Origin of the sequence: Thalassomonas actiniarum (genome assembly GCF_000948975.2) — a bacterium.
In the GTDB taxonomy this organism is placed as follows: domain Bacteria; phylum Pseudomonadota; class Gammaproteobacteria; order Enterobacterales; family Alteromonadaceae; genus Thalassomonas; species Thalassomonas actiniarum.
Genome location: NZ_CP059735.1, coordinates 493,681 through 513,818 on the forward strand (window position 1 = coordinate 493,681; position 20,138 = coordinate 513,818).

The 20,138-nt window shown below is 46.3% G+C and carries 16 protein-coding genes; 9 read left to right on the forward strand and 7 right to left on the reverse strand.

Annotated elements, in window-relative coordinates; translation table 11 throughout:
- Positions 1-6 precede the first annotated feature (6 nt).
- The 7 genes from miaA (at position 7) to SG35_RS02260 (ending at position 6,644) form a co-directional block, all read left to right on the forward strand.
- Positions 7-960 carry a tRNA (adenosine(37)-N6)-dimethylallyltransferase MiaA gene (gene miaA, locus SG35_RS02230; protein ID WP_044833832.1) on the forward strand — a complete coding sequence of 318 codons (954 nt, stop codon included), beginning with the start codon at positions 7-9 and terminating at the stop codon, positions 958-960.
- Between the two features lie 66 nt (positions 961-1,026).
- Complete coding sequence (hfq, locus tag SG35_RS02235) at positions 1,027-1,284, forward strand: RNA chaperone Hfq (protein ID WP_044833833.1); 258 nt, start codon at positions 1,027-1,029, stop codon at positions 1,282-1,284.
- 33 nt (positions 1,285-1,317) lie between these two features.
- Entirely contained in the window at positions 1,318-2,604 is a 1,287-nt protein-coding gene (hflX, locus tag SG35_RS02240; protein ID WP_044833834.1) for a ribosome rescue GTPase HflX, read from the forward strand.
- Between the two features lie 44 nt (positions 2,605-2,648).
- Positions 2,649-3,794: an FtsH protease activity modulator HflK gene (gene hflK / locus SG35_RS02245; protein ID WP_044833835.1), complete on the forward strand. Its 1,146-nt coding sequence runs from the start codon at positions 2,649-2,651 to the stop codon at positions 3,792-3,794.
- 3 nt (positions 3,795-3,797) lie between these two features.
- A complete protein-coding gene (gene hflC, locus SG35_RS02250) occupies positions 3,798-4,685 on the forward strand; it encodes a protease modulator HflC (protein WP_044833836.1) in 888 nt (295 codons plus the stop codon).
- A 212-nt stretch (positions 4,686-4,897) separates the two neighbouring features.
- A complete protein-coding gene (locus tag SG35_RS02255) occupies positions 4,898-5,098 on the forward strand; it encodes a DUF2065 domain-containing protein (RefSeq protein ID WP_236702623.1) in 201 nt (66 codons plus the stop codon).
- Between the two features lie 247 nt (positions 5,099-5,345).
- Entirely contained in the window at positions 5,346-6,644 is a 1,299-nt protein-coding gene (locus tag SG35_RS02260; RefSeq protein ID WP_044833837.1) for an adenylosuccinate synthase, read from the forward strand.
- 411 nt (positions 6,645-7,055) lie between these two features.
- On the opposite strand, the gene SG35_RS02265 is transcribed toward SG35_RS02260, so the two are convergent.
- Positions 7,056-7,424, reverse strand: a complete 369-nt coding sequence (locus SG35_RS02265) for a hypothetical protein (protein ID WP_044833838.1) — start codon at positions 7,422-7,424, stop codon at positions 7,056-7,058.
- A gap of 155 nt (positions 7,425-7,579) precedes the next feature.
- Positions 7,580-8,260 carry a hypothetical protein gene (locus SG35_RS02270; protein ID WP_044833839.1) on the reverse strand — a complete coding sequence of 227 codons (681 nt, stop codon included), beginning with the start codon at positions 8,258-8,260 and terminating at the stop codon, positions 7,580-7,582.
- A 545-nt stretch (positions 8,261-8,805) separates the two neighbouring features.
- On the opposite strand from SG35_RS02270, the gene SG35_RS02275 reads away from it, so the two are divergent.
- On the forward strand, positions 8,806-9,093 hold the full coding sequence (locus SG35_RS02275) for a hypothetical protein (RefSeq protein ID WP_152646679.1): 288 nt from the start codon (positions 8,806-8,808) through the stop codon (positions 9,091-9,093).
- 381 nt (positions 9,094-9,474) lie between these two features.
- Here the strand turns inward: SG35_RS02275 and SG35_RS02280 are convergent, their stop codons facing one another.
- The 3 genes from SG35_RS02280 to folE2 all read right to left on the reverse strand — a co-directional run bounded on the left by SG35_RS02280 (position 9,475) and on the right by folE2 (position 16,884).
- Entirely contained in the window at positions 9,475-10,911 is a 1,437-nt protein-coding gene (locus SG35_RS02280; RefSeq protein WP_044833840.1) for an FAD-dependent oxidoreductase, read from the reverse strand.
- Positions 10,912-10,934: 23 nt separating this feature from the next.
- Positions 10,935-15,395, reverse strand: coding sequence for a glutamate synthase large subunit (gene gltB, locus SG35_RS02285; protein WP_044833841.1), 4,461 nt, complete (start codon positions 15,393-15,395; stop codon positions 10,935-10,937).
- 562 nt (positions 15,396-15,957) lie between these two features.
- A complete protein-coding gene (gene folE2, locus SG35_RS02290) occupies positions 15,958-16,884 on the reverse strand; it encodes a GTP cyclohydrolase FolE2 (protein WP_044833842.1) in 927 nt (308 codons plus the stop codon).
- A gap of 374 nt (positions 16,885-17,258) precedes the next feature.
- On the opposite strand from folE2, the gene SG35_RS02295 reads away from it, so the two are divergent.
- A complete protein-coding gene (locus SG35_RS02295) occupies positions 17,259-17,606 on the forward strand; it encodes an Hpt domain-containing protein (protein ID WP_044833843.1) in 348 nt (115 codons plus the stop codon).
- Between the two features lie 18 nt (positions 17,607-17,624).
- Here SG35_RS02295 and arcA read toward each other — a convergent pair whose 3' ends face one another.
- Together arcA and SG35_RS02305 are read right to left on the reverse strand one after the other, a co-directional pair.
- On the reverse strand, positions 17,625-18,326 hold the full coding sequence (gene arcA / locus SG35_RS02300) for a two-component system response regulator ArcA (RefSeq protein ID WP_044833844.1): 702 nt from the start codon (positions 18,324-18,326) through the stop codon (positions 17,625-17,627).
- Positions 18,327-18,501: 175 nt separating this feature from the next.
- Complete coding sequence (locus SG35_RS02305; RefSeq protein WP_044833845.1) at positions 18,502-20,124, reverse strand: sensor histidine kinase; 1,623 nt, start codon at positions 20,122-20,124, stop codon at positions 18,502-18,504.
- Positions 20,125-20,138 lie beyond the last annotated feature (14 nt).

Genomic DNA, 20,138 nt, shown 5'->3' on the forward strand with positions numbered 1-20,138 from the left:
TGTTTTATGTCATCGAGTTCTAAACAGCCCCCCGTTATTTGTTTAATGGGGCCGACCGCGTCCGGTAAAACGGCACTTGCCATGGCGCTCCATGATGCTTTGCCCTGTGATATTATCAGTGTCGATTCGGCCCTGATATACCGGGATATGGACATAGGCACGGCGAAACCTACCGCGGATGAATTAACCGCTTACCCCCATAAGCTGGTTAACATCCGAGATGCCGCCGAAGTTTACTCGGCTGCGGATTTTTGCAAAGACGCTTTGGCTGAAATTGAAAAAAGCCGGGCCAATAATCGTATTCCGCTGTTAGTTGGCGGCACTATGATGTATTTTAAAAGTTTGGTGCAGGGAATTTCTCCGCTGCCCCAGGCCGATGCGGATGTACGCCGGGATATTGAAGCCCAGGCGAAGCAGTTTGGCTGGGAGCATATGCATCAGCAATTAATGCAAATTGATCCGGTAGCGGCAGCGCGGATTCATCCCAATGACCCGCAGCGACTGACGCGGGCGTTGGAAGTGCACCGCCTGACAGGAAACACTTTGACACAATTAATTGAAATAAAAGGTGCTACCCTGCAAGGGGATGTTTTACAATTTGCCATTGCACCGGCTGAACGTAAAACCTTACACGATCGTATAGCATTACGATATCAACAAATGATCACAGAAGGATTTGAGCAAGAAGTTATTAAGTTAAAACAACGAAGTGATTTACATGAAAATCTACCTTCCATTCGTTGTGTAGGTTATCGTCAAATGTGGCAATATCTTAATGGCGAGTTTGATCATGAAGAAATGGTTTTTCGTGGTATCTGCGCCACCCGGCAGCTGGCAAAGCGTCAGTTGACCTGGTTAAGAAGCTGGCCGGATCTAACCTGGTTAGAGATGGAAGATGAAACAAATTTACAACAAGTTTTATCAGCAGTGAGCAATCTAGACACATTGATGTATAATTAGGCTAGTTAATCGGTAACCGGTTAATAAAAAACAATTTTTATCGACAATAACAAAAGGGGCCAGAGAATGGCAAAAGGGCAATCGTTACAAGACCCATTTTTGAATGCTTTACGTCGTGACCGCATTCCAGTAGCAATCTATTTAGTTAACGGCATTAAGCTTCAGGGACAAGTTGAATCATTTGATCAGTTTGTTATTTTACTGAAAAATACCGTCAGCCAAATGGTTTATAAGCATGCTATCTCTACGGTAGTACCTTCTCGTGCGGTAACGACTATGCCGGCACAAGGTCAGGCTGAATTTAATCAATCATCGGACGCTTAATGGTGATATTTAGTCTTTTCAGGCGCTGCTCATTTGTTTGATCGTTATCAGGCGGGTGAGCAGGCGATACTTGTCCATGTAGATTTTCCGGACGACAGCTCGCGCGAGGACCTGCAGGAATTTAAAATGCTGGTGTCTTCTGCCGGGGTCAGTGAACTGACCGTGGTCAGCGGCAAGCGTAATACTCCGCACCCCAAATATTTTGTCGGCAGTGGTAAAGCGCAGGAAATCGCGGATGCGGTGGCGCTTTACGATGCCAACGTGATTTTATTTAACCACAGTTTATCGCCCTCCCAGGAAAAACATATCGAAGCTTTGTGTCAGTGCCGGGTTGTAGACCGTACAACCCTGATCCTGGATATTTTTGCCCAGCGGGCCAGAACCCACGAAGGTAAGTTACAGGTCGAGCTGGCACAGTTGCGCCATATCAGCAGTCGTTTGATCCGGGGCTGGACTCATTTAGAGCGGCAAAAAGGCGGTATAGGTTTACGCGGGCCGGGTGAAACCCAGCTGGAAACCGATCGCCGCTTGTTGCGCGAGCGCATGAATAATATCCTTAAGCGCCTTGATAAAGTGGAAAAACAGCGGCAGCAGGGACGGCGTTCCCGTACCCGGGCGGAAATTCCGACCATCTCCCTGGTAGGTTATACCAATGCCGGTAAGTCGACCTTGTTTAACCGTTTAACGGATTCCGATGTATATGCGGCGGATCAGCTTTTTGCCACCCTGGATCCCACCTTGCGGAAAATTGAAGTGGAAGATGTCGGCCGGGTGATCCTGGCGGATACCGTAGGTTTTATCCGTCATTTACCCCATGATCTGGTGGCGGCATTTAAGGCGACGTTGACGGAAACCCGGGAAGCAGAACTCTTGCTGCACGTGGTGGATATTTCCGATGAGCGGCGCAGTGAAAATATCGATCAGGTGACGGATGTGCTGACGGAAATTGAGGCACATGAAGTTCCCCAGCTGATGATCTGTAATAAAATTGATAATTTGCATGATGTTGAGCCGAGGATCGACCGGGATGAAACCGGTATGCCGATCCGGGTATGGTTGTCGGCCCAGGCCAATATCGGCATAGATTTATTTTTTCAGGCGCTGGCGGAGCGCTTAGGGCGCCAGATAGTGCGCCATAGCTTGAAAATCCCCCCTGCGGCAGGAAAACTGCGGGGCATGCTGTATCAGCTTAACTGTATTGCTGATGAGCATTTTGACGAACAGGGGAATTGCCTGGTGGATGTAAAACTGCCGGCCCGGGAATGGAATCGATTAATAAAACAGGATAAAGCGGGCTTAGAACGCTTTATTGAAAACTAACTGACTGATATATTAGCAGCAATTGCAATTTAGCGGAGACCATCATGGCTTGGAATGAACCGGGGAATAACGATAAAGATCCCTGGAAAAATAAGGGTGGCAATAACCAGGGGCCACCAGACTTGGACGACTTACTCAAAGACCTGGGTCAGAAAGTAAGCGGTGTCTTTGGCGGGAAATCATCAGGCGGCGGCTCGGGAAAAAGTTTTTCCAGTGTCGGTATTGGCCTGGCCCTGATTATTTCGGTATTGGTATATGCCTTTAGCGGTTTTTATACCATCAAAGAAGCCGAGCAGGGCATAGTGTTACGTTTCGGCCAGTATGCCGGGACGGTTGATCCCGGTCTGCGTTGGAAGTGGACGTTTGTTGAGCGCATTATTCCCGTGGATATGCAAACCACACGGGATTTGCCTGCGGCCGGTTTTATGCTGACCCAGGATGAAAACGTGGTGCGGGTGGAAATGCAGGTACAGTACCGGGTGGTTGATGCCCGTAACTATGTCTTTAGCGTGACCGATGCCGACGACAGCTTAAGTCAGTCGCTGGACAGCGCCCTGCGTTATGTTGTTGGCCATGCGGCGATGGATGATATCCTCACCAGCGGCCGTGAAACCGTGCGTCAGTCGGTGTGGCAGGAGCTTGAAAAAATCATCGAGCCTTATCACTTAGGTTTGATCATTGTTGATGTTAACTTTAAAGACGCCCGTCCGCCGGAAGAAGTCAAAGACGCCTTTGATGATGCCATTTCGGCACAGGAAGATGAAGTGCGTTTTTTACGTGAAGCAGAAGCTTACGCCCGTGGTATCGAGCCTCGTGCCCGTGGCCGTGTAAAACGTATGGAACAGGAAGCCCTGGCCTACAAACAGCAAACCATTCTTGATGCTGAAGGTGCGGTAGCCCGTTTTGAAAAAATCTTACCTGAATATCAGGCGGCGCCTGAAGTTACTCGTCAGCGCATGTATTTGACGGCGATGGAAAAGGTTTATAGCAATACCAGTAAGGTGATGGTGGATGTTGAAGGAGGCAATAACATGATGTATCTGCCTTTGGATAAGATCCTTCAGCAGCAAAACAGCGGACAGCGTATCGTTCCTCAGGCAACAACCAGTTTAAGCCAGCAGCCGGTATCGTCAAATACTAAACCATCCAGTTCCGGTCGCAGTGATCGCTTCAGCAGCGGGAGAAACTAAGCAATGAAGAATTTTTCCATAGTAATTCTCGCCCTGTTGGCGGTATTAGTGGTCTCTTCGGTGTTTGTTATTTCCGAAGGTGAGCGCGGTATAGTGTTCCAGTTTAAGAAGATCAAGCGTGACAGTAGCAGCGGTGAAATGCTGGTCTATGATCCGGGCCTGCACTTTAAGATCCCTTTACTGGAATCGGTACGTAAATTCGATGCCCGTATCCAGACCCTGGATGAAGCGGCGGATCGTTTTGTGACCGCAGAGAAAAAAGATTTGATGGTCGACTCTTTTGTTAAATGGCGTATTGTTGATTTTTCAACATACTACCTGCGTACCTCCGGCTCTATCGAGAATGCCCGGGCGCTGTTAAAACAAAAAGTGAATAACGGCTTGCGTAGCGAATTTGGTACCCGCACCATCAAGGAAATTGTTTCCGGTGATCGCGATGCCATTATGAGCAAGGCGCAGGAAAGTGCAGCCAGCAGCCAGGATGATCTCGGTATTGAAGTTATCGATGTGCGTATCAAGGCGATTAACCTGCCGACAGAAGTCAGTAACTCTATTTACGAGCGTATGCGTGCAGAACGTACCGCTGTAGCGAAAGAGCACAGATCTCAGGGTCAGGAGCAATCGGAAATTAGACGGGCGACTATCGATGCCAAAGTGACTGTGATGCTGGCAACTGCCCAGAAAAACGCTTTGGAAATTCGTGGTGAAGGGGATGCATTGGCAGCAAAAGTCTATGCCGACTCTTACAAGAAAGACCCTGAGTTTTTCAACTTCTTCCGCAGCCTGCAAGCTTATGAAAAAAGCTTTAACAGTAAAAGCGATGTTATGGTGGTTAAACCCGACAGCGACTTCTTTCATTACTTGAAAGACAGTGCTAAAGCCGGTAATTAAGCCTTAACAAGTATCACCGGCCATGAAACCTTCATGGCCGGTTTTATCCTCCTCCCTTGTGCTTTACTCATAAAGTCGTCGGGATTCAAAAATTCTTCATATTCATGTCAAAATCCGGCCTTTTAACGGCTTTCACCTTGTTGTTTCTTCTTAAGTGATTGATACTATATTTTTTATCGGTGATTTGCTTAATAAGGAAATAACGTTTTATTATGGAAATTCTGACTATGCCGGGTTTGCTCACCGTACTGGCAGTGGTTTTTATTATTGAAGGCTTGTTGCCCGCGCTTTTCCCCAATAAGTGGCGCGCCTATATCCAACAACTGGCAAGCCAACCTTCGGGTACCATACGTGCCATAGGCTTTTTTATGGTTTTTATCGGTGCCGTGCTTTTACTTATCGTTCAGTCATAATTTTTCTAACCTTCGGGCGTTGTGCGGACCATACGTAGTATAAGTTTATTATGGTCTTTATCGGTGCTGTGCTTTTGCTTATTGTTCGCGCTTAATATTTTTGCTAGTTTCTAGAAAATAAAGTTATTGCTAACTAATTAACCTTGCTGGCTATTTTATATACTTTCGAAAAAGCTGGATTTAGTGCTTGGACTGCAAAATGTTATTTGTTAAAATCCCCGCCTAATTTTCTGACCAACATTTAAACATGCGCAAAAACGTCGTAGTTCTAGGCACTCAATGGGGTGACGAAGGTAAGGGTAAGGTAGTTGACTTACTCACAGATAAAGCCAAGTACGTAGTACGTTATCAGGGAGGCCACAATGCCGGTCATACCTTGGTAATAGACGGTGAAAAAACCGTTCTTCATTTGATCCCTTCAGGTGTATTACGTGAAAATGTAAAATGTTTGATAGGTAACGGGGTAGTGTTATGCCCTAAAGCCTTGATGAAAGAAATCACTATGTTAGAAGAGCGTGGCGTACCCGTACGTGAACGTTTGCTGATCAGTGATGCTTGTCCACTTATTCTTCCCTACCATGTCGCATTAGACGTAGCCCGTGAAAAAGCGCGCGGTAACAAAGCGATCGGTACTACCGGCCGTGGCATAGGGCCAGCATACGAAGATAAGGTTGCCCGTCGCGGTTTACGTGTTGGCGACTTGTTCTGTAAAGACTCATTTGCTGCCAAGTTAAAAGAAATTATGGAATACCATAACTTCGTTTTAACTACTTACTATAAAGCCGAGCCGGTAAGCTACGAAGAAGTACTGGCCGACGCTATGGCGGTTGCCGACACCATCAAGAAGATGACAGCAGATATTGCTGAAATTCTTGATCAGGCACGTCTGAATGATGAAGCGATTATGTTTGAAGGCGCACAAGGCACCTTACTGGATATCGACCACGGTACTTACCCATACGTAACCTCTTCAAACACAACTGTGGGTGGCGTAGCTACCGGTTGTGGTTTTGGTCCACGTAACCTGGATTACGTGTTAGGTATTACCAAGGCTTACACTACTCGTGTAGGTTCAGGCCCTTTCCCGACCGAATTAGACGATGAAATTGGCAATCACTTAGGTACAGTAGGCCATGAATTTGGCGCGACTACTGGCCGTGAGCGTCGTTGTGGTTGGTTTGACGCCATCGCTATGCACCGCGCAGTTCAAGTGAACAGTGTTACTGGTTTCTGCCTGACTAAGTTGGATGTATTAGACGGTTTAGAAACACTGAAAATCTGTGTTGGTTATAAAACACCAACCGGTGAAGTTATTACCGTGCCGCCAACGGCTGCAGAAGGTTATGAAAAAATCACCCCGGTTTACGAAGAAATGCCGGGCTGGAGTGAAAAAACTTTCGGTGCGACTTCTATCGAGCAATTACCGGCGAATGCCCTGGCTTATATCAAGCGTATTGAAGAGATCACCGGTGTTCCGGTTGATATCATCTCAACAGGTCCGGATCGTAACGAAACCATTATTAAAGTGAACCCGTTTGGGGAGTAACTTGTTTTTATTACCTAGTTGGCTAATTGCCGGGTAATAACAAAACTAAGTTTTATAAAAGGCCGCTAAATGTTGTTTAGCGGCCTTTTTACGTTTAGGGGGCATAGGTGTTAATGAGACGATTTGCGCATAAACTACCGGCTAAGATCGCCTCTGAGTATAGGTTTGGGTGGCGAAAAGAAGTAGCAATAAATAGCTTTATCGAGCATGAAACACTTCTCTAGGGAAGTGTTTCATTTTTAGCTATATTATCATTTTTCTAAACGAAACTATGGGTTCTGGAGGCTGGTTGAAATCAATGTTTGAAACAGAAGGGGGAATTCTGAGCCATCAATTTTAAGGTCTATTACATAATATGGAGATGGCAGAAATAATTAAGCGCATATTCCCATCCTTTTATGAGCAAAATAATTAGATCTTGGGGGCTGGGAGCTCACATTTACCTTGAGTTTTAGTTTGACCGATAAGAGCAATTTTTTGCCAATGAATATAATTAAGAGTATAGCGATCTATCGATGTATTGAACTTATCACCATATAATTTGTAATGCGTTGGGTTTACCTCTAAATCACCTTCGATCTTTATATCTCCTACGAAAAAGGAGCCTGTTTTGTTCTCTACATCAAGTTTATATAAAGTTGATGAGGCATTTTTGCCTATTGGAGTGCCATCTTCTTGCTCCATTTTCCCAATGCAAATTAAATCAAATGATTTTGCATAAGCATTTAGTGGAGCTATCAGACAAGCTGAAAGACAAATAATTAATGCCCGTTTATTCATTGAATTTTCCTATAAAAAACTTAACAACAGTTCTAAAAAAAGAGTTATTTTAAACTCAAAAAGAAAAATATACCTTAACTTTAAAATAGGAAGACCTATTGCAACAGAAGGGGGGTTCTATTTAATTTAATTAGCTCAGACCTAATTGTCAGTATTTAAATTGTACCAGACTCTATTGAGTGAAGAATAAAATGCCGTAGTTTATAATACAGAGCTGATAAAAAGCCTCGACCTCCTTCATAATCCCAATAATTTCCTTCAAAAGGCGCATAAAGACCTGACCGCTGTAATCGCACTAACACACCTTTCAGCTCATCTCTATTTAGACTAAATTCATTTTCAACCGTCTCTATAAAAGTACCCCAGTAGTGATCACTGCGTTGAAGTTCATTTTCTTCTTTCTGCACAGGATGTTTTTGCTCAAAAGAATCTAATAAAGAAAGTATATTTAGTTCTCGGACAGATAAATCATCAATTACTGATAATAATTCTTCGTATTCATCTATTTTGTTAAACTGATTATCCTTGAATGTAGCAGTAAATAATTCAGCCAATAACTGAATTTTTTCTCTTCTATAAGTTTGAACAGTGGCTCTGGATGTTTTTACAAATGCGTGTAAGAACTCGTTAGAGTTGAGAATATCTTCGGTAAGATCCAACTCTCCTTCTTCCAAAGCCTTTATTAAAATATTAAACCTTTCAGTTTCTATTTGTGATAGCCGTTCTTGGGCTAAAACATCCAAGCTACTACCGCCAGGTATAAGCTGAATTAATCCTCTAACTAAGGGATTATTGAGAGGACCTTTAACACCTTTAGTAATCAAATTATCTGACATATTTCTCTCCAATTAACTATTACTGAATATTTATGGGGAAGTTAAATGAAAAAACAATCGTGTAAATAGCAAATACTTGGGGAACTTGATACACACTGCGGGAAAGTGTTTCAAAATAGGATTGATAACGAGTGATTTTCTAAATAGCCCCTCCCAAAAAAGTCTCTAACATACTGCTGCAGAAAAAGACTAAAAAGCTATCCCACTTTATAACCAAGAACCAACCGTCACTGTTGATTTTTACAGCGTTTTGTACTATGACTAATAGGTGAATCATTCACCAGCGGAGGTGCTTAACAAAGAGAACCAGCAAATAAACCAAGCGCTCCCCCTAAGTGCTAGAACACTCAGAGGAAGCTAACCACAACAGATAAAATAGGTATCCATCATGGCTAACCCTAATGATATGCCAGAGTTTCACTCGGTTAAAGTTTCTTTAACAGAAAATATACCTGACCTTATGCCTAACCCCGGGCACCTGTCCATAACCTGTAGCAAGCTTGCCCATTACTGTGTACTACCAAGTATCATAGGAGGGCAGTATCATGTCTGAATCAAGCGGCCCAAATACTGACTACGAAACTAAACGAAAGCAGCTATCGAGTGAATGTCTTGATCTTTGTGACGACTTTAGCAAGTTTAGCGATGAATGCTCCTTTCTCTGTGATGCCTTCGCCGCGGTTGCCCGCGAGCCCGAATGCATCACCCCACCAACGAGTGAAGGTATCTGGCATGTATGCTATCGCTTAAAAATTCAGATCAGAGACTACCGGGATAAAATGGATAAGATCCTCCAGGGATTACGCGATCTTAAGCCTGAACAACCAGTTTAACTAATCGACTTAACTAACAGGAAAAGGCTTGGGTGAGCTAACACTGGCAACCTGGTATCTTGCTGGCTCACCCGGCTTAAAATTCTGCCCTATTCTCTACCTGGCATAAGTTACGAACACTGCATTTAATAAACGCGCCCTTACATTCGTATTTTTCAGGCCGAAATTTCACTTCATCGATAAAGCCACTTAATGCAAACATCAAAAATTAGAACACACTGCGGGAAAGTGTTTCATAAAGTGTGGGTCTTTTAATGGTTTAGTCGCCACTGCTGTAATATCAGCGGACAGAAGCTTGAGTTTATCAGTCGTAGGTAAACATTTTTAGACAAAAAAATACCAGTCAAATGACTGGTATTTTGTCGGGGTAAGTTGCTGTAACTATGAAACGGCAATAACCTGTTCATCAAAGACATAATCCAAGATGCCCATGGCAGCCTTTCGGCCCTGGTCGATGGCGGTAACCACTAAGTCTGAGCCCAGCACCATATCGCCACCGGCAAAGATATTGCCTTTGCTGGTTTGCAGGGCAAACTGGCTGGTGTCTTTGGCTAGTACTCGTCCTCTGGCATCCACCTCAACACCGGCATCTTTCATCCATTGCGGTGGGCTGGGCAGGAAACCAAAAGCGATCACGACTGCATCGGCGGGCATAACAAATTCAGAGCCTTCGATGACTTCGGGGTTACGGCGGCCATTGGCATCCGGCTCACCCAGTTGGGTTTTAACAAATTTAACGCCGATCGCCAGGCCTTGTTCGTTTACGGCAATATCCAAAGGTTGCAGGTTAAATTCAAAGTTTACCCCTTCTTCCTTGGCATTTTGTACTTCCCGTGGTGACCCTGGCATATTAGCTTCGTCGCGGCGGTAGGCACAGGTCACGTTTGTGGCTCCCTGGCGCACTGATGTTCTGACACAGTCCATGGCAGTATCGCCGCCCCCTAATACGATGACTTTTTTGCCTTCAAAATTAATATAAGGCTTGGCATTTTCGGTGATGCCCATTAGCTTTTGGGTATTGCCGATCAAAAAGTCCAGGGCATTATAAACGCCGGTTGCACCTTCGTTGTCAAAACCGCCGGTCATATCGGTATAAGTGCCTAAGGCTAAAAATACCGCATCATATTCCTGGCTTAAACTGTCAAAGCTGATATCGACACCGACATTGGTATTTAAGTGAAATTCTATGCCCATACCTTCAAATATTTCACGGCGGCGTTTCACCACAGATTTTTCCAGTTTAAAGGATGGAATGCCGAAGGTCAGCAGACCGCCGATTTCGGCATGTTTATCATAAACCACGGCTTTAATGCCGTTGCGGGTTAAGACATCGGCACAGGCAAGGCCTGCGGGACCTGCGCCTATTACCGCTACCTTTTTGCCGGTTTGGATCACATGGGACAGATCCGGTTTCCAGCCCTGCTCAAAGGCGGTGTCGGTAATGTATTTTTCGATATTGCCGATAGTGACGGCGCCGAAGTCGTCATTAAGGGTGCAGGCAGATTCACATAACCTGTCCTGTGGGCAAACCCGGCCGCACATTTCAGGCAAGCTGTTGGTTTGGTGACATAAATCGGCGGCTTCAAAGATCTTGCCTTCGGTCACCAGTTCCAGCCATTGGGGAATATAGTTATGTACCGGGCATTTCCATTCGCAATAGGGATTGCCGCAGTCCAGGCAGCGATCTGCCTGGCCCTGGCTCTGGTCGCTGCTCATCGGCTGGTAAATTTCGACAAAGTCGATTTTACGTTGCTCTACCGGCTTTTTCGGCGGATCGATGCGTTTGACGTCGATAAACTGATATACATTTTTACTCATGTGCTTCTCTTCCTCATTCCGCGTTATTGTGCCTGAACGCGAAGTTCAGCAGACGAACGACTACGATGCCCCAACAGGGTTTTAACATCGGTTGCTGTGGGTTTCACCAGCTTAAACAGCGGGGCAAACTTATCAAAGTTGCTCAGTATTTCCTGTGCCCGTAAGCTGCCGGTTTCTTCCAGGTGCTGGTTGATAATGCCGCGTAAATGCTCCTGGTGGATCACCAGGTCTTCAATCGGCAGCATTTCAATGGACTCGTTGTTTAAACGTACATTAAGATCATCGGCTTCATCGAGCACATAGGCAAAACCTCCGGTCATCCCGGCGCCGAAGTTTACGCCGACATCTCCTAGGATGGTGACGATACCGCCGGTCATATATTCACAGGCATGATCACCTGTGCCTTCAATCACCGCATGGCAGCCTGAGTTACGTACCGCGAAACGTTCACCGGCACGGCCGCAGCCGAATAACTTACCGCCGGTGGCGCCGTATAAACAGGTATTACCCATGATCATGGTTTTATGGCTTGGGTATTCCACCCCTTTCGGTGGTTTTACCGTGAGCTTGCCGCCGGTCATGCCTTTACCGACATAGTCGTTGGCATCGCCGGTTAAGATCATTTCTAATCCGCCGGCATTCCAGACGCCGAAGCTCTGGCCTGCGGTACCGCACAGGTGTACTGTGATCGGGTTGCTGGCCATGCCCTGATCGCCGTGGTGACGGGCAATTTCCCCGGACAAGGCTGCACCAACCGAGCGATCGGTATTTTGAATGTTAAACCTGAATTCACCGCCGCTGCTATGGGCGACATTGTCGGCGGCCGCTGCCAGCATTTGCTGGTTCAGGGCGCCTTCATCGAACGCGACATTGGCTTCGGTTTGATGCAGGGCGGTATTTTCGCCGGCAACCACAGGGGCAATAATCGGCGATAAATCCAGTTTTTGTTGCTTGGCGGTAAAGCCCGGCAGTTGCTCCAACAAGTCGGTGCGGCCGATAATGGCGGTCAGGCTTTCAACGCCGAGTTTTGCCAGGATCTCGCGCACGTCCTGGGCGACAAATTTAAAGTAATTCATCACCTGGTCCGGCAGGCCTTTAAAGAATTCATCCCTTAACACCTGATCCTGGGTGGCAACACCCGTGGCGCAGTTGTTTAAGTGACAAATACGCAGGAATTTACAACCTAAGGTCACCATAGGCGCGGTGCCGAAACCGAAGCTTTCTGCGCCCAGGATGGCAGCCTTAACGATATCGATACCGGTTTTTAAGCCGCCGTCTACCTGTAAACGTACCTTATGGCGCAAGCCGTTGGCTACCAATGACTGATGGGCCTCGGCCAAGCCTAATTCCCACGGACAACCGGCGTATTTTACTGAGGTTAACGGGCTGGCACCTGTGCCGCCGTCGTAACCTGAGATGGTAATAAAGTCGGCATAGGCCTTGGCCACGCCGGAGGCAATTGTGCCGACCCCGGGGCCGGAAACCAGTTTCACCGAAACGATGGCTTTCGGGTTAACCTGTTTTAAATCAAAAATCAGCTGCGCCAGATCTTCGATAGAGTAAATATCGTGGTGCGGCGGCGGCGAGATTAAGGTGACGCCGGGCACGGAGAAACGTAATTTGGCGATCAGCGGCGTAACTTTATCGCCGGGCAGCTGGCCCCCTTCACCGGGTTTTGCCCCCTGTGCGACCTTGATTTGCAGCACATCGGCATTGACCAGGTAATGTGGGGTCACGCCAAAACGGCCTGAGGCAATTTGTTTGATACGGGAGTTTTTCACGGTGCCGAAGCGGCGCTGATCTTCCCCCCCTTCGCCCGAGTTGGAAAAGCCGCCTAAACGGTTCATGGCAATTGCCAGCGCCTCATGGGCTTCCGGGCTCAGGGCGCCGATAGACATGGCGGCGCTGTCAAAGCGCTTAAACATTTCGCTTTCGTTTTCCACCCGACTGATATCTATGCTCTCTGTATCTTCTTTAAGGGCTAATAAATCCCTTAACGTCGCGACCGGGCGTTGGTTAACCTCGTCGGCGAATTTTTTGTAATCGCCATAATCACCGCTTTGTACCGCACTTTGTAAGTAGTTGACAACATTGGGATTAAAGGCGTGATATTCACCGCCATGCACGTACTTCAATAAGCCGCCGTGGTTGACTTTCTGGTGCGGTAAAAACGCCTTGCGCGCCAGGTTGATATTATCCTGTTCGATATCTTCAAAATCAGCCCCCTGAATGCGGCTGGGCAGATCCGGGAAACAAAGCTCCATGATATTCTGGTGCAGGCCGACCACTTCAAATAAACCGGCGCAGCGGTAACTGGCGATGGTAGAAATGCCCATTTTAGATAAAATTTTCAGCAGGCCTTTATTGATGCCATCGCGGTAGTTTTTCACTGCCTGGCGCGGGGTTAAGTCAATTTGCCCTTGCTCCACCAGTTGTTCCACGGTCTCAAATGCCAAAAACGGGTAGATGGCAGTGGCACCAAGGCCGAGCAATACCGCGAATTGGTGGGAGTCCCGCACCGAAGCGGTTTCAACAATAATATTGGAGTCGCAGCGCAGCTGCTCATTTACCAGGCGCTGTTGTACGGCACCGACCGCCATGGCTGCCGGGATAGGTAATAAGCCAGGATGTATCTGGCGATCCGATAACACTAAAATAACGGTATTTTTGTTGCGCACCAGGTCGACCGCTTCATCACATAAGCGGCGGATGGCGCTTTCCAGGCCTTCGCTGGGATCATAATTCAGGGTCAGGGTATCGGAGCGGTAATGCTTGGGATCGAGTTCCCGTAACTGTTTCAACCCGGTATACATAAGTACCGGCGTGGCAAATAAAATCCGGTCGGCGCCGCCTGTGGTTTCATTGAAAACATTGTGTTCACGGCCGATGCAGGTGGCCAGCGACATCACATAACGCTCGCGCAGGGGATCGATCGGCGGGTTGGTGACCTGGGCAAACTGCTGGCGGAAATAGTCATATAAGGTACGTGCCTGGCTCGAGAGCACCGCCATCGGGGTATCGTCCCCCATGGAGCCTGTGGCTTCCTGGCCGTTTTCCGCCAGGGTTTTTACTACCTGCTGAATTTCTTCATAGCTGTAGTTAAACATTTTATGGTACTGGCTGAGTTCATGATCGGTAAACACCCGCTGGCCGATCAGTTCGGCGGTCAGCTGATCAAACGGCACCAGGCGGCGAATGTTGGTGTTGAGCCACTCACGGTAGGGATGTCTGACTTTTAATTCATTGTCGATATCGGACGAGTTAAAGACCTTGCCGGTATAGGTATCCAGGGCAAGCATTTCTCCGGGACCGACCCGGCCTTTTTCGATGACTTCATCTTCGCCGTAATCCCAGATCCCCACTTCCGAGGCCAGGGTAATAAAACCGTTGCGGGTGATCACATAGCGGGCGGGGCGCAGGCCGTTGCGATCCAGGTTGCAGGCAACATGGCGGCCATTGGTCATCACCACACCGGCAGGGCCGTCCCAGGGCTCCATATGCATAGAATTAAATTCATAAAAGGCTTTAATATCATCGTCCATGCACGGACTGTTTTGCCAGGCCGGCGGCATAAGTAAGCGCATCGCCCGGTATAAATCCATGCCGCCTGCCAGGAACAGTTCCAGCATATTATCCAGAGAAGAAGAATCCGAACCGCTTTCGTTGACAAAAGGCGCGGCATCCTGGAGATCCGGCAATAAAGGCGATTTAAAGCGGTAACTGCGGGCCCGGCTCCATTGGCGGTTACCGCTGATGGTGTTGATCTCACCGTTATGGGCGAGATACCTGAAAGGTTGTGCCAGGTGCCATTGCGGAGACGTGTTGGTGGAAAAACGCTGGTGGAACACGCAAATAGCGCTCTGCATACGGATATCCGCCAGATCCAGATAAAAGTTCGGCAGATCCACCGGCATCATCAGGCCTTTATAGATAGTCACTAAGCAGGACAGGCTGGCGATATAAAACTTGTCGTCATTACTGCGTTTTTCTGCGCGGCGGCGCGCCATATATAAACGCCGTTCCAGATCCCGGTTACGCCAGCCCGGAGGGGCATCAACAAAAATCTGCTCTATTTGCGGCAGGTTACCGGCGGCGATTTCCCCTAAGATGGAGGGATCTGTCGGTACAGTGCGCCAGCCGACGATAGTCAGGGTTTCCTGTGCAAGTTCTTGTTCGAGTATTTGTTTGGAGAGGGCAGCTTCTACGGGATCTGTGCTTAAAAACACCATACCGACGGCATATTTGCGTCCCAGTTGCCAGTTGTTCTCTTCGGCAATGGCGCGGAAGAAACTGTCGGGTTTTTGCAGCAATAAACCGCAACCGTCACCGGTTTTACCGTCGGCGGCAATACCGCCGCGGTGTTGCATGCGGTCAAGAGCGGAAATGGCGGTTTTAATCAGCTTATGGCTTGTTTCCCCGGTTTGATGGGCGATTAAACCAAATCCACAGTTGTCTTTTTGAAAGTTGGGATCATAAAGCTGCATTTTCTTCTTCTCCTAATAAAAAAGCGTTTGAGCATAGGAAGATTAAAAAAGAATATTTTTATGCTTTAATTGCATAAATATCCTGTTTTAGCCCAAAAGGAACATTTTACACTAAACACTTATTGAGCAAAGGTCAACAAAAATAGAGCTTTTGCTCGTAGTTTATTTTCACTAAATAGGGTAATTTAATTACTCTATTTTCACTATAAACAACAATTATTATATTTTTAAAGGGTTTGTGATGTTGTTGAGATCCTGAAAGCTTTCAAAAACTCTATCAAAATGTAATAAAATTACAAAATGAGTGATGTGAATGTATATTCAGAAGTTATTCATTTATTCAGCAATCAGTATAGACAAGTCTGCTTATTGCTTGATTCGTTAGGGATTATTAAACAGACAGATTGCACGAATATGACGCACTACTATAAGGCATCAAGATCTATGTCGTGTTTTATTGTTGGCTGTGCGATTCGCCGGGCAGGAGCAGTAATGAAAAAGGAGGTTTATAACAACACAGATATTTTTCCGGAAAATACCTGTGTTGTTGGTAATGTTAAGTTTAAGGCTGGTAGCCGCCGGCTATGCCTTTGGTCACGACACTGACCGCATCATGGGCATGCAGGGATTCCAGGTGATTTATTTTCAGCCAGAAATCATCATAAACCGTTTCCAGGTTCATGGCATGTTGCAAGCGGCGGGCGGCATCTTCACAGAACATCAGGTTCTGGCCGTTCAAACGGGCAAATTCCTGCTCGTCTTCGCGTTTCACTGCGGCCTGTACCGGAGTTTGCAAGGCGTCTTCTATGGTATCCACCAGGTCGGTAATGGGGAAATCATTTACCTTTTGGTTAAGTTTTACCTTGATTTCTGCAACCGATCTCTGGCTATGCGGGGTGGCCACTATGCCTTCGGTGGTACCCAGCCATTCGTGGATGTCCGCCAGGTTGGCTTCGCCGTTATCGGAAAATTTATCGACAAACGCTTTTTGGATAAGCTGGCGTGCCAGCGCGGCAGAGCAAGGACAGGTGGAAGAGTATCTGACATCTATAGCCAGCTCAATATCCAGGACGCCCTGATTTAAGCGACCGGTTATTACCACGGGGTAGGCTTTCCAGCCTGCCTTACCGCTGATCAGCGACTTTCTGCGCAGGTGATAATCAAAACGGAACTGCACTTTGGCGTTGTCGCTTAAGTCCTGGTGACTGCTGATAAAGCCGTCGAGTAAAGTCACCAGGTTCTGGTAATTTAAGACCTGGTTACTGGATAGCTCATCAAGCAGCAAGTAAAGGCGCGACATATGAATGCCTTTTGCCTTTGGCTCTTTGAGGTTAACAAAGGCGTCAACATGAGCTGAAACCATACGTTCGGCTTCATCTTTTGAGGCAACCATCACTGGCATCTCAATATTACCCATACCTACCCAATCCAAGGTGCCCTCGGTTTGTGCTGTGGTGTGGTTGGCAATATCAGGCATTGATGTCGGCATTACTACTCCGCTTGGTAAAAACAGCAAAACCAGGGTTTTGCTGGTAAAATTAATTTAAGGGCGCATATTCTATCTCAATTCCTGCCGGGATCATTACTATTATTTCGCTTAAATAGGTCTAAATTTTATATTATTTGCTTATATCCCATGTAAAAGCGGTTATTTTTTGAAAAAGTCCCGTTTAAACCGTCGCCAATTTGGCTATTTATTTTTTATTTTTATTAACCGGCCGATATCAGCGGCTAAGTATTTGCTGACTATTGCTTGTACTAAAGTGTTACCTTTTATTACTTTCACCGGATCCTGTGATGCCCTTGGGGAATTTTATTGTTATGCTAGGGCAATAATTGTCGTATTAATTACAGGGAATTGCGGTGTTAGATGTTAAGCAACTAGACGAAGAGTTATTAAATGGTTATTTAGAGCAGCTGGACAAAAGCATTATCGCGAAAATGCTTGATTTGTATCTGCAGCAATCCCGGCTTTACCTGGAGGAAATCTCTGCTGCCGTGGAAGCAGACTCGCAGGAACAATGGCAGGATCGTTGCCATAAAATGAAAGGCGCCGCCGGCAGCATAGGGTTAAAGCAGTTACACGGCAAGCTGGTGATGGCAGAGAAGTTTAGCGAAGCGCAAAGCCAGAAGCGCCAGTTGTTGGCGGAAATTCTGGAGTTAAACGATATCGCGATTGCGGCTTTTAAAGGCTGGTTAGAGCAGCTTTAAAAGCCGTAATGGTTTTGATTATTCTACAGTACCTACAAAGCGGTAACCTTCACCATGTATGGTGTTGATCAGCTCTTGCGGGTTTTCGACAGATTCAAAATGTTTACGTAGGCGTCTGATGGTGACGTCTACGGTTCTGTCATTGGAGCGCAGATCCCGGCCGGTCATTTCTTTGATCAGCTGTTGACGGGTAACGATTTGTCCGGAATTTTCGATCAGTAATCTTAAGGCGCGATATTCGCCGCGTGGGATGGAAAAAACATCTCCCTGTGGCGAAGTCATTTTTCTCGAGTTACCGTCCAGGGTCCACTGATTAAATTTAATCACGGCATTTTCGGTTTCATTCCGGTTATGCCCTATCCGGCTTAAGATGTTGCGCGCCCGGATAGTCAATTCCCTGGGGTTAAAAGGTTTGGTGAGGTAATCATCGGCACCTATTTCCAACCCGAGTATCTTGTCGATATCACTGTCCCGACCGGTTAAAAAGATCAGGCCTAAATCCGGTTGGTTGGACAGTTCTCTTGCCAGCAGCAGGCCATTTTTTCCGGGCAAATTAATGTCCATAATGATCAAGTTGATGGCATTTTGCTGTAATTTACTGTCCATGCTGTCGCCATCTATGGCCTCGGACACGAGATATCCTTCTGCTTCGAATAAGTTTCGAAGGTTAAAGCGAGTAACATCTTCATCTTCTACGATAAGAATATGAGGTTTTTGCATGTGATATCTTCCACTAACAATGTCAAATTAGCATACGTAGTTGCTATTGGTTGGGGTTTTGTTAACAAAACAACCCGGTATCTTATATAACCTGATTATAAATAACAATAACCTTTGTCTTTCCCTGAGCCAATAGTTATTACATATATATATTAAAAAAAATCTGTTTTATCTACTAACTTGCAGATTTTACAACCGGAAAGTGAATATCAAAGCTGACGCCCTTGTTGATTTCACTTTCAAATTGAATGCTGCCGCCAAGTGCCTGTGTTACTAAATTGTAGACCAAATGTAAGCCTAAGCCACTACCACCGGCCCCTCTTTTTGTTGTAATAAAGGGGTCAAATATTTTTCCCTTGATAGACTGGCTGACACCTGTGCCGTTATCCCGGTAATTTATGTGCAGCTGGCCGCTTAAATTCATCACGGTAATACTGATCACGCCGTCGTCTTTACCCTCGAAACCATGGAGGATGGAGTTGACGATCAGGTTGATCAAAATCTGGTTGATAGGCCCGGGTTTACTGATCACCACCAGATCGCCCGGGCAATTGAGTTCAAGCTCAAAAGGTTTTTGTTTGATTTGCGGCGCCAGGGTCAGGAAGACTTCGTTAATCAACTCTTTGACGTTAAAGGTGCGATCCTGTTCACTGGACTGGTCTACCGCCACCCGTTTAAAGCTTGAAATTAAATCGGCGGCGCGGTTGAGATTACGGTAAACAATGGCCACGTTTTCCTGACCTTCGTTAAGGAATTTTTTCAGCTGGCTTGATTTTAAAGTTTTGTTTTCAAAAGCATCTTTAATGGCATTAAGACGATCTGACAATAAGGTTGATGCCGTAACCCCCAGGCCTATCGGGGTGTTAACTTCATGGGCAACCCCGGCCACCATGTCCCCCAGGGACGCCATTTTTTCACTTTCCACCAACTGTCCCTGGAACTGGTGCAGTTTTTCCAGCGTCGACAGCAGTTCCTGATTTGACTCTTTCAGCGCCTCGGTTCGCTGGCTGACTTTGTCTTCGAGTTCATGGTTAAGCTTTAATATCTGCTGTTCGGCATTATCCTGCTTGGTAATATGTTTACTGGTCCTTGAGAGCATAATATTGAGGTTGCGGGATAAAATATCCAGCTCCTGATAGGGCATGTCCTGGCATCTTAAGGTGTAGTTTTTATGTTGGGAAATATCCTGTACCGTGCCGATCAGGCTTTTTATCGGCACAGTGATCATCCGGTGTACCCTGATGATGATCAACAGGGTAAAGCAAAGGGAAACGGTAAAGACGATAGCGGCAATAATGATGGTTTTCTGGATGATTTCTTTAACTTGCTCTGTGCTCGACTGGATATAAAGATAGCCGTATATCTTTTGCTTCTTGATGGGGATGATCAGCTCAAGAAAGTTCTCGGTATAATTGGTGGTGGTTAACTTGTCTATTTCGCCTATTTTGTCCGGAATTGCCGGAAAATTTTCATCCCGGTTATAACTGGTAAAAAATTCAATCTCTTCGCTGTCATCCTGTAATCGGTAGATATGTACGTAATTGATGTATGGGATGTTTTTTATATCCAATAACAGATCATGCAGACCATCGTGATCATTGGCTTCTAGGTAGCTGATACTTCGGCTGGCGATGGTTTCGGCGCTGTATTGGCTTTCAAGTTCGATATTTTGCTGGGCATTGTCAACGAAAGTCATGGCAATAAATGAGATGCCGATAATCTGGATCAGGCATACTCCACCGGTAATTAAAAACAACAGGTGACGCTGGATAGACTTGATTTTTGCGGATGATGTCATAAGCCAGGGATCAA

Coding starts and splice junctions, on each gene's coding strand:
- miaA (WP_044833832.1), top strand. CDS start 7: ATGTCATCGAGTTCTAAACAGCCCCCCGTTATTTGTTTAATGGGGCCG.
- hfq (WP_044833833.1), top strand. CDS start 1,027: ATGGCAAAAGGGCAATCGTTACAAGACCCATTTTTGAATGCTTTACGT.
- hflK (WP_044833835.1), top strand. CDS start 2,649: ATGGCTTGGAATGAACCGGGGAATAACGATAAAGATCCCTGGAAAAAT.
- hflC (WP_044833836.1), top strand. CDS start 3,798: ATGAAGAATTTTTCCATAGTAATTCTCGCCCTGTTGGCGGTATTAGTG.
- SG35_RS02255 (WP_236702623.1), top strand. CDS start 4,898: ATGGAAATTCTGACTATGCCGGGTTTGCTCACCGTACTGGCAGTGGTT.
- SG35_RS02260 (WP_044833837.1), top strand. CDS start 5,346: ATGCGCAAAAACGTCGTAGTTCTAGGCACTCAATGGGGTGACGAAGGT.
- SG35_RS02265 (WP_044833838.1), bottom strand. CDS start 7,424: ATGAATAAACGGGCATTAATTATTTGTCTTTCAGCTTGTCTGATAGCT.
- SG35_RS02270 (WP_044833839.1), bottom strand. CDS start 8,260: ATGTCAGATAATTTGATTACTAAAGGTGTTAAAGGTCCTCTCAATAAT.
- SG35_RS02275 (WP_152646679.1), top strand. CDS start 8,806: ATGTCTGAATCAAGCGGCCCAAATACTGACTACGAAACTAAACGAAAG.
- SG35_RS02280 (WP_044833840.1), bottom strand. CDS start 10,911: ATGAGTAAAAATGTATATCAGTTTATCGACGTCAAACGCATCGATCCG.
- gltB (WP_044833841.1), bottom strand. CDS start 15,395: ATGCAGCTTTATGATCCCAACTTTCAAAAAGACAACTGTGGATTTGGT.
- folE2 (WP_044833842.1), bottom strand. CDS start 16,884: ATGCCGACATCAATGCCTGATATTGCCAACCACACCACAGCACAAACC.
- arcA (WP_044833844.1), bottom strand. CDS start 18,326: ATGCAAAAACCTCATATTCTTATCGTAGAAGATGAAGATGTTACTCGC.
- SG35_RS02305 (WP_044833845.1), bottom strand. CDS start 20,124: ATGACATCATCCGCAAAAATCAAGTCTATCCAGCGTCACCTGTTGTTT.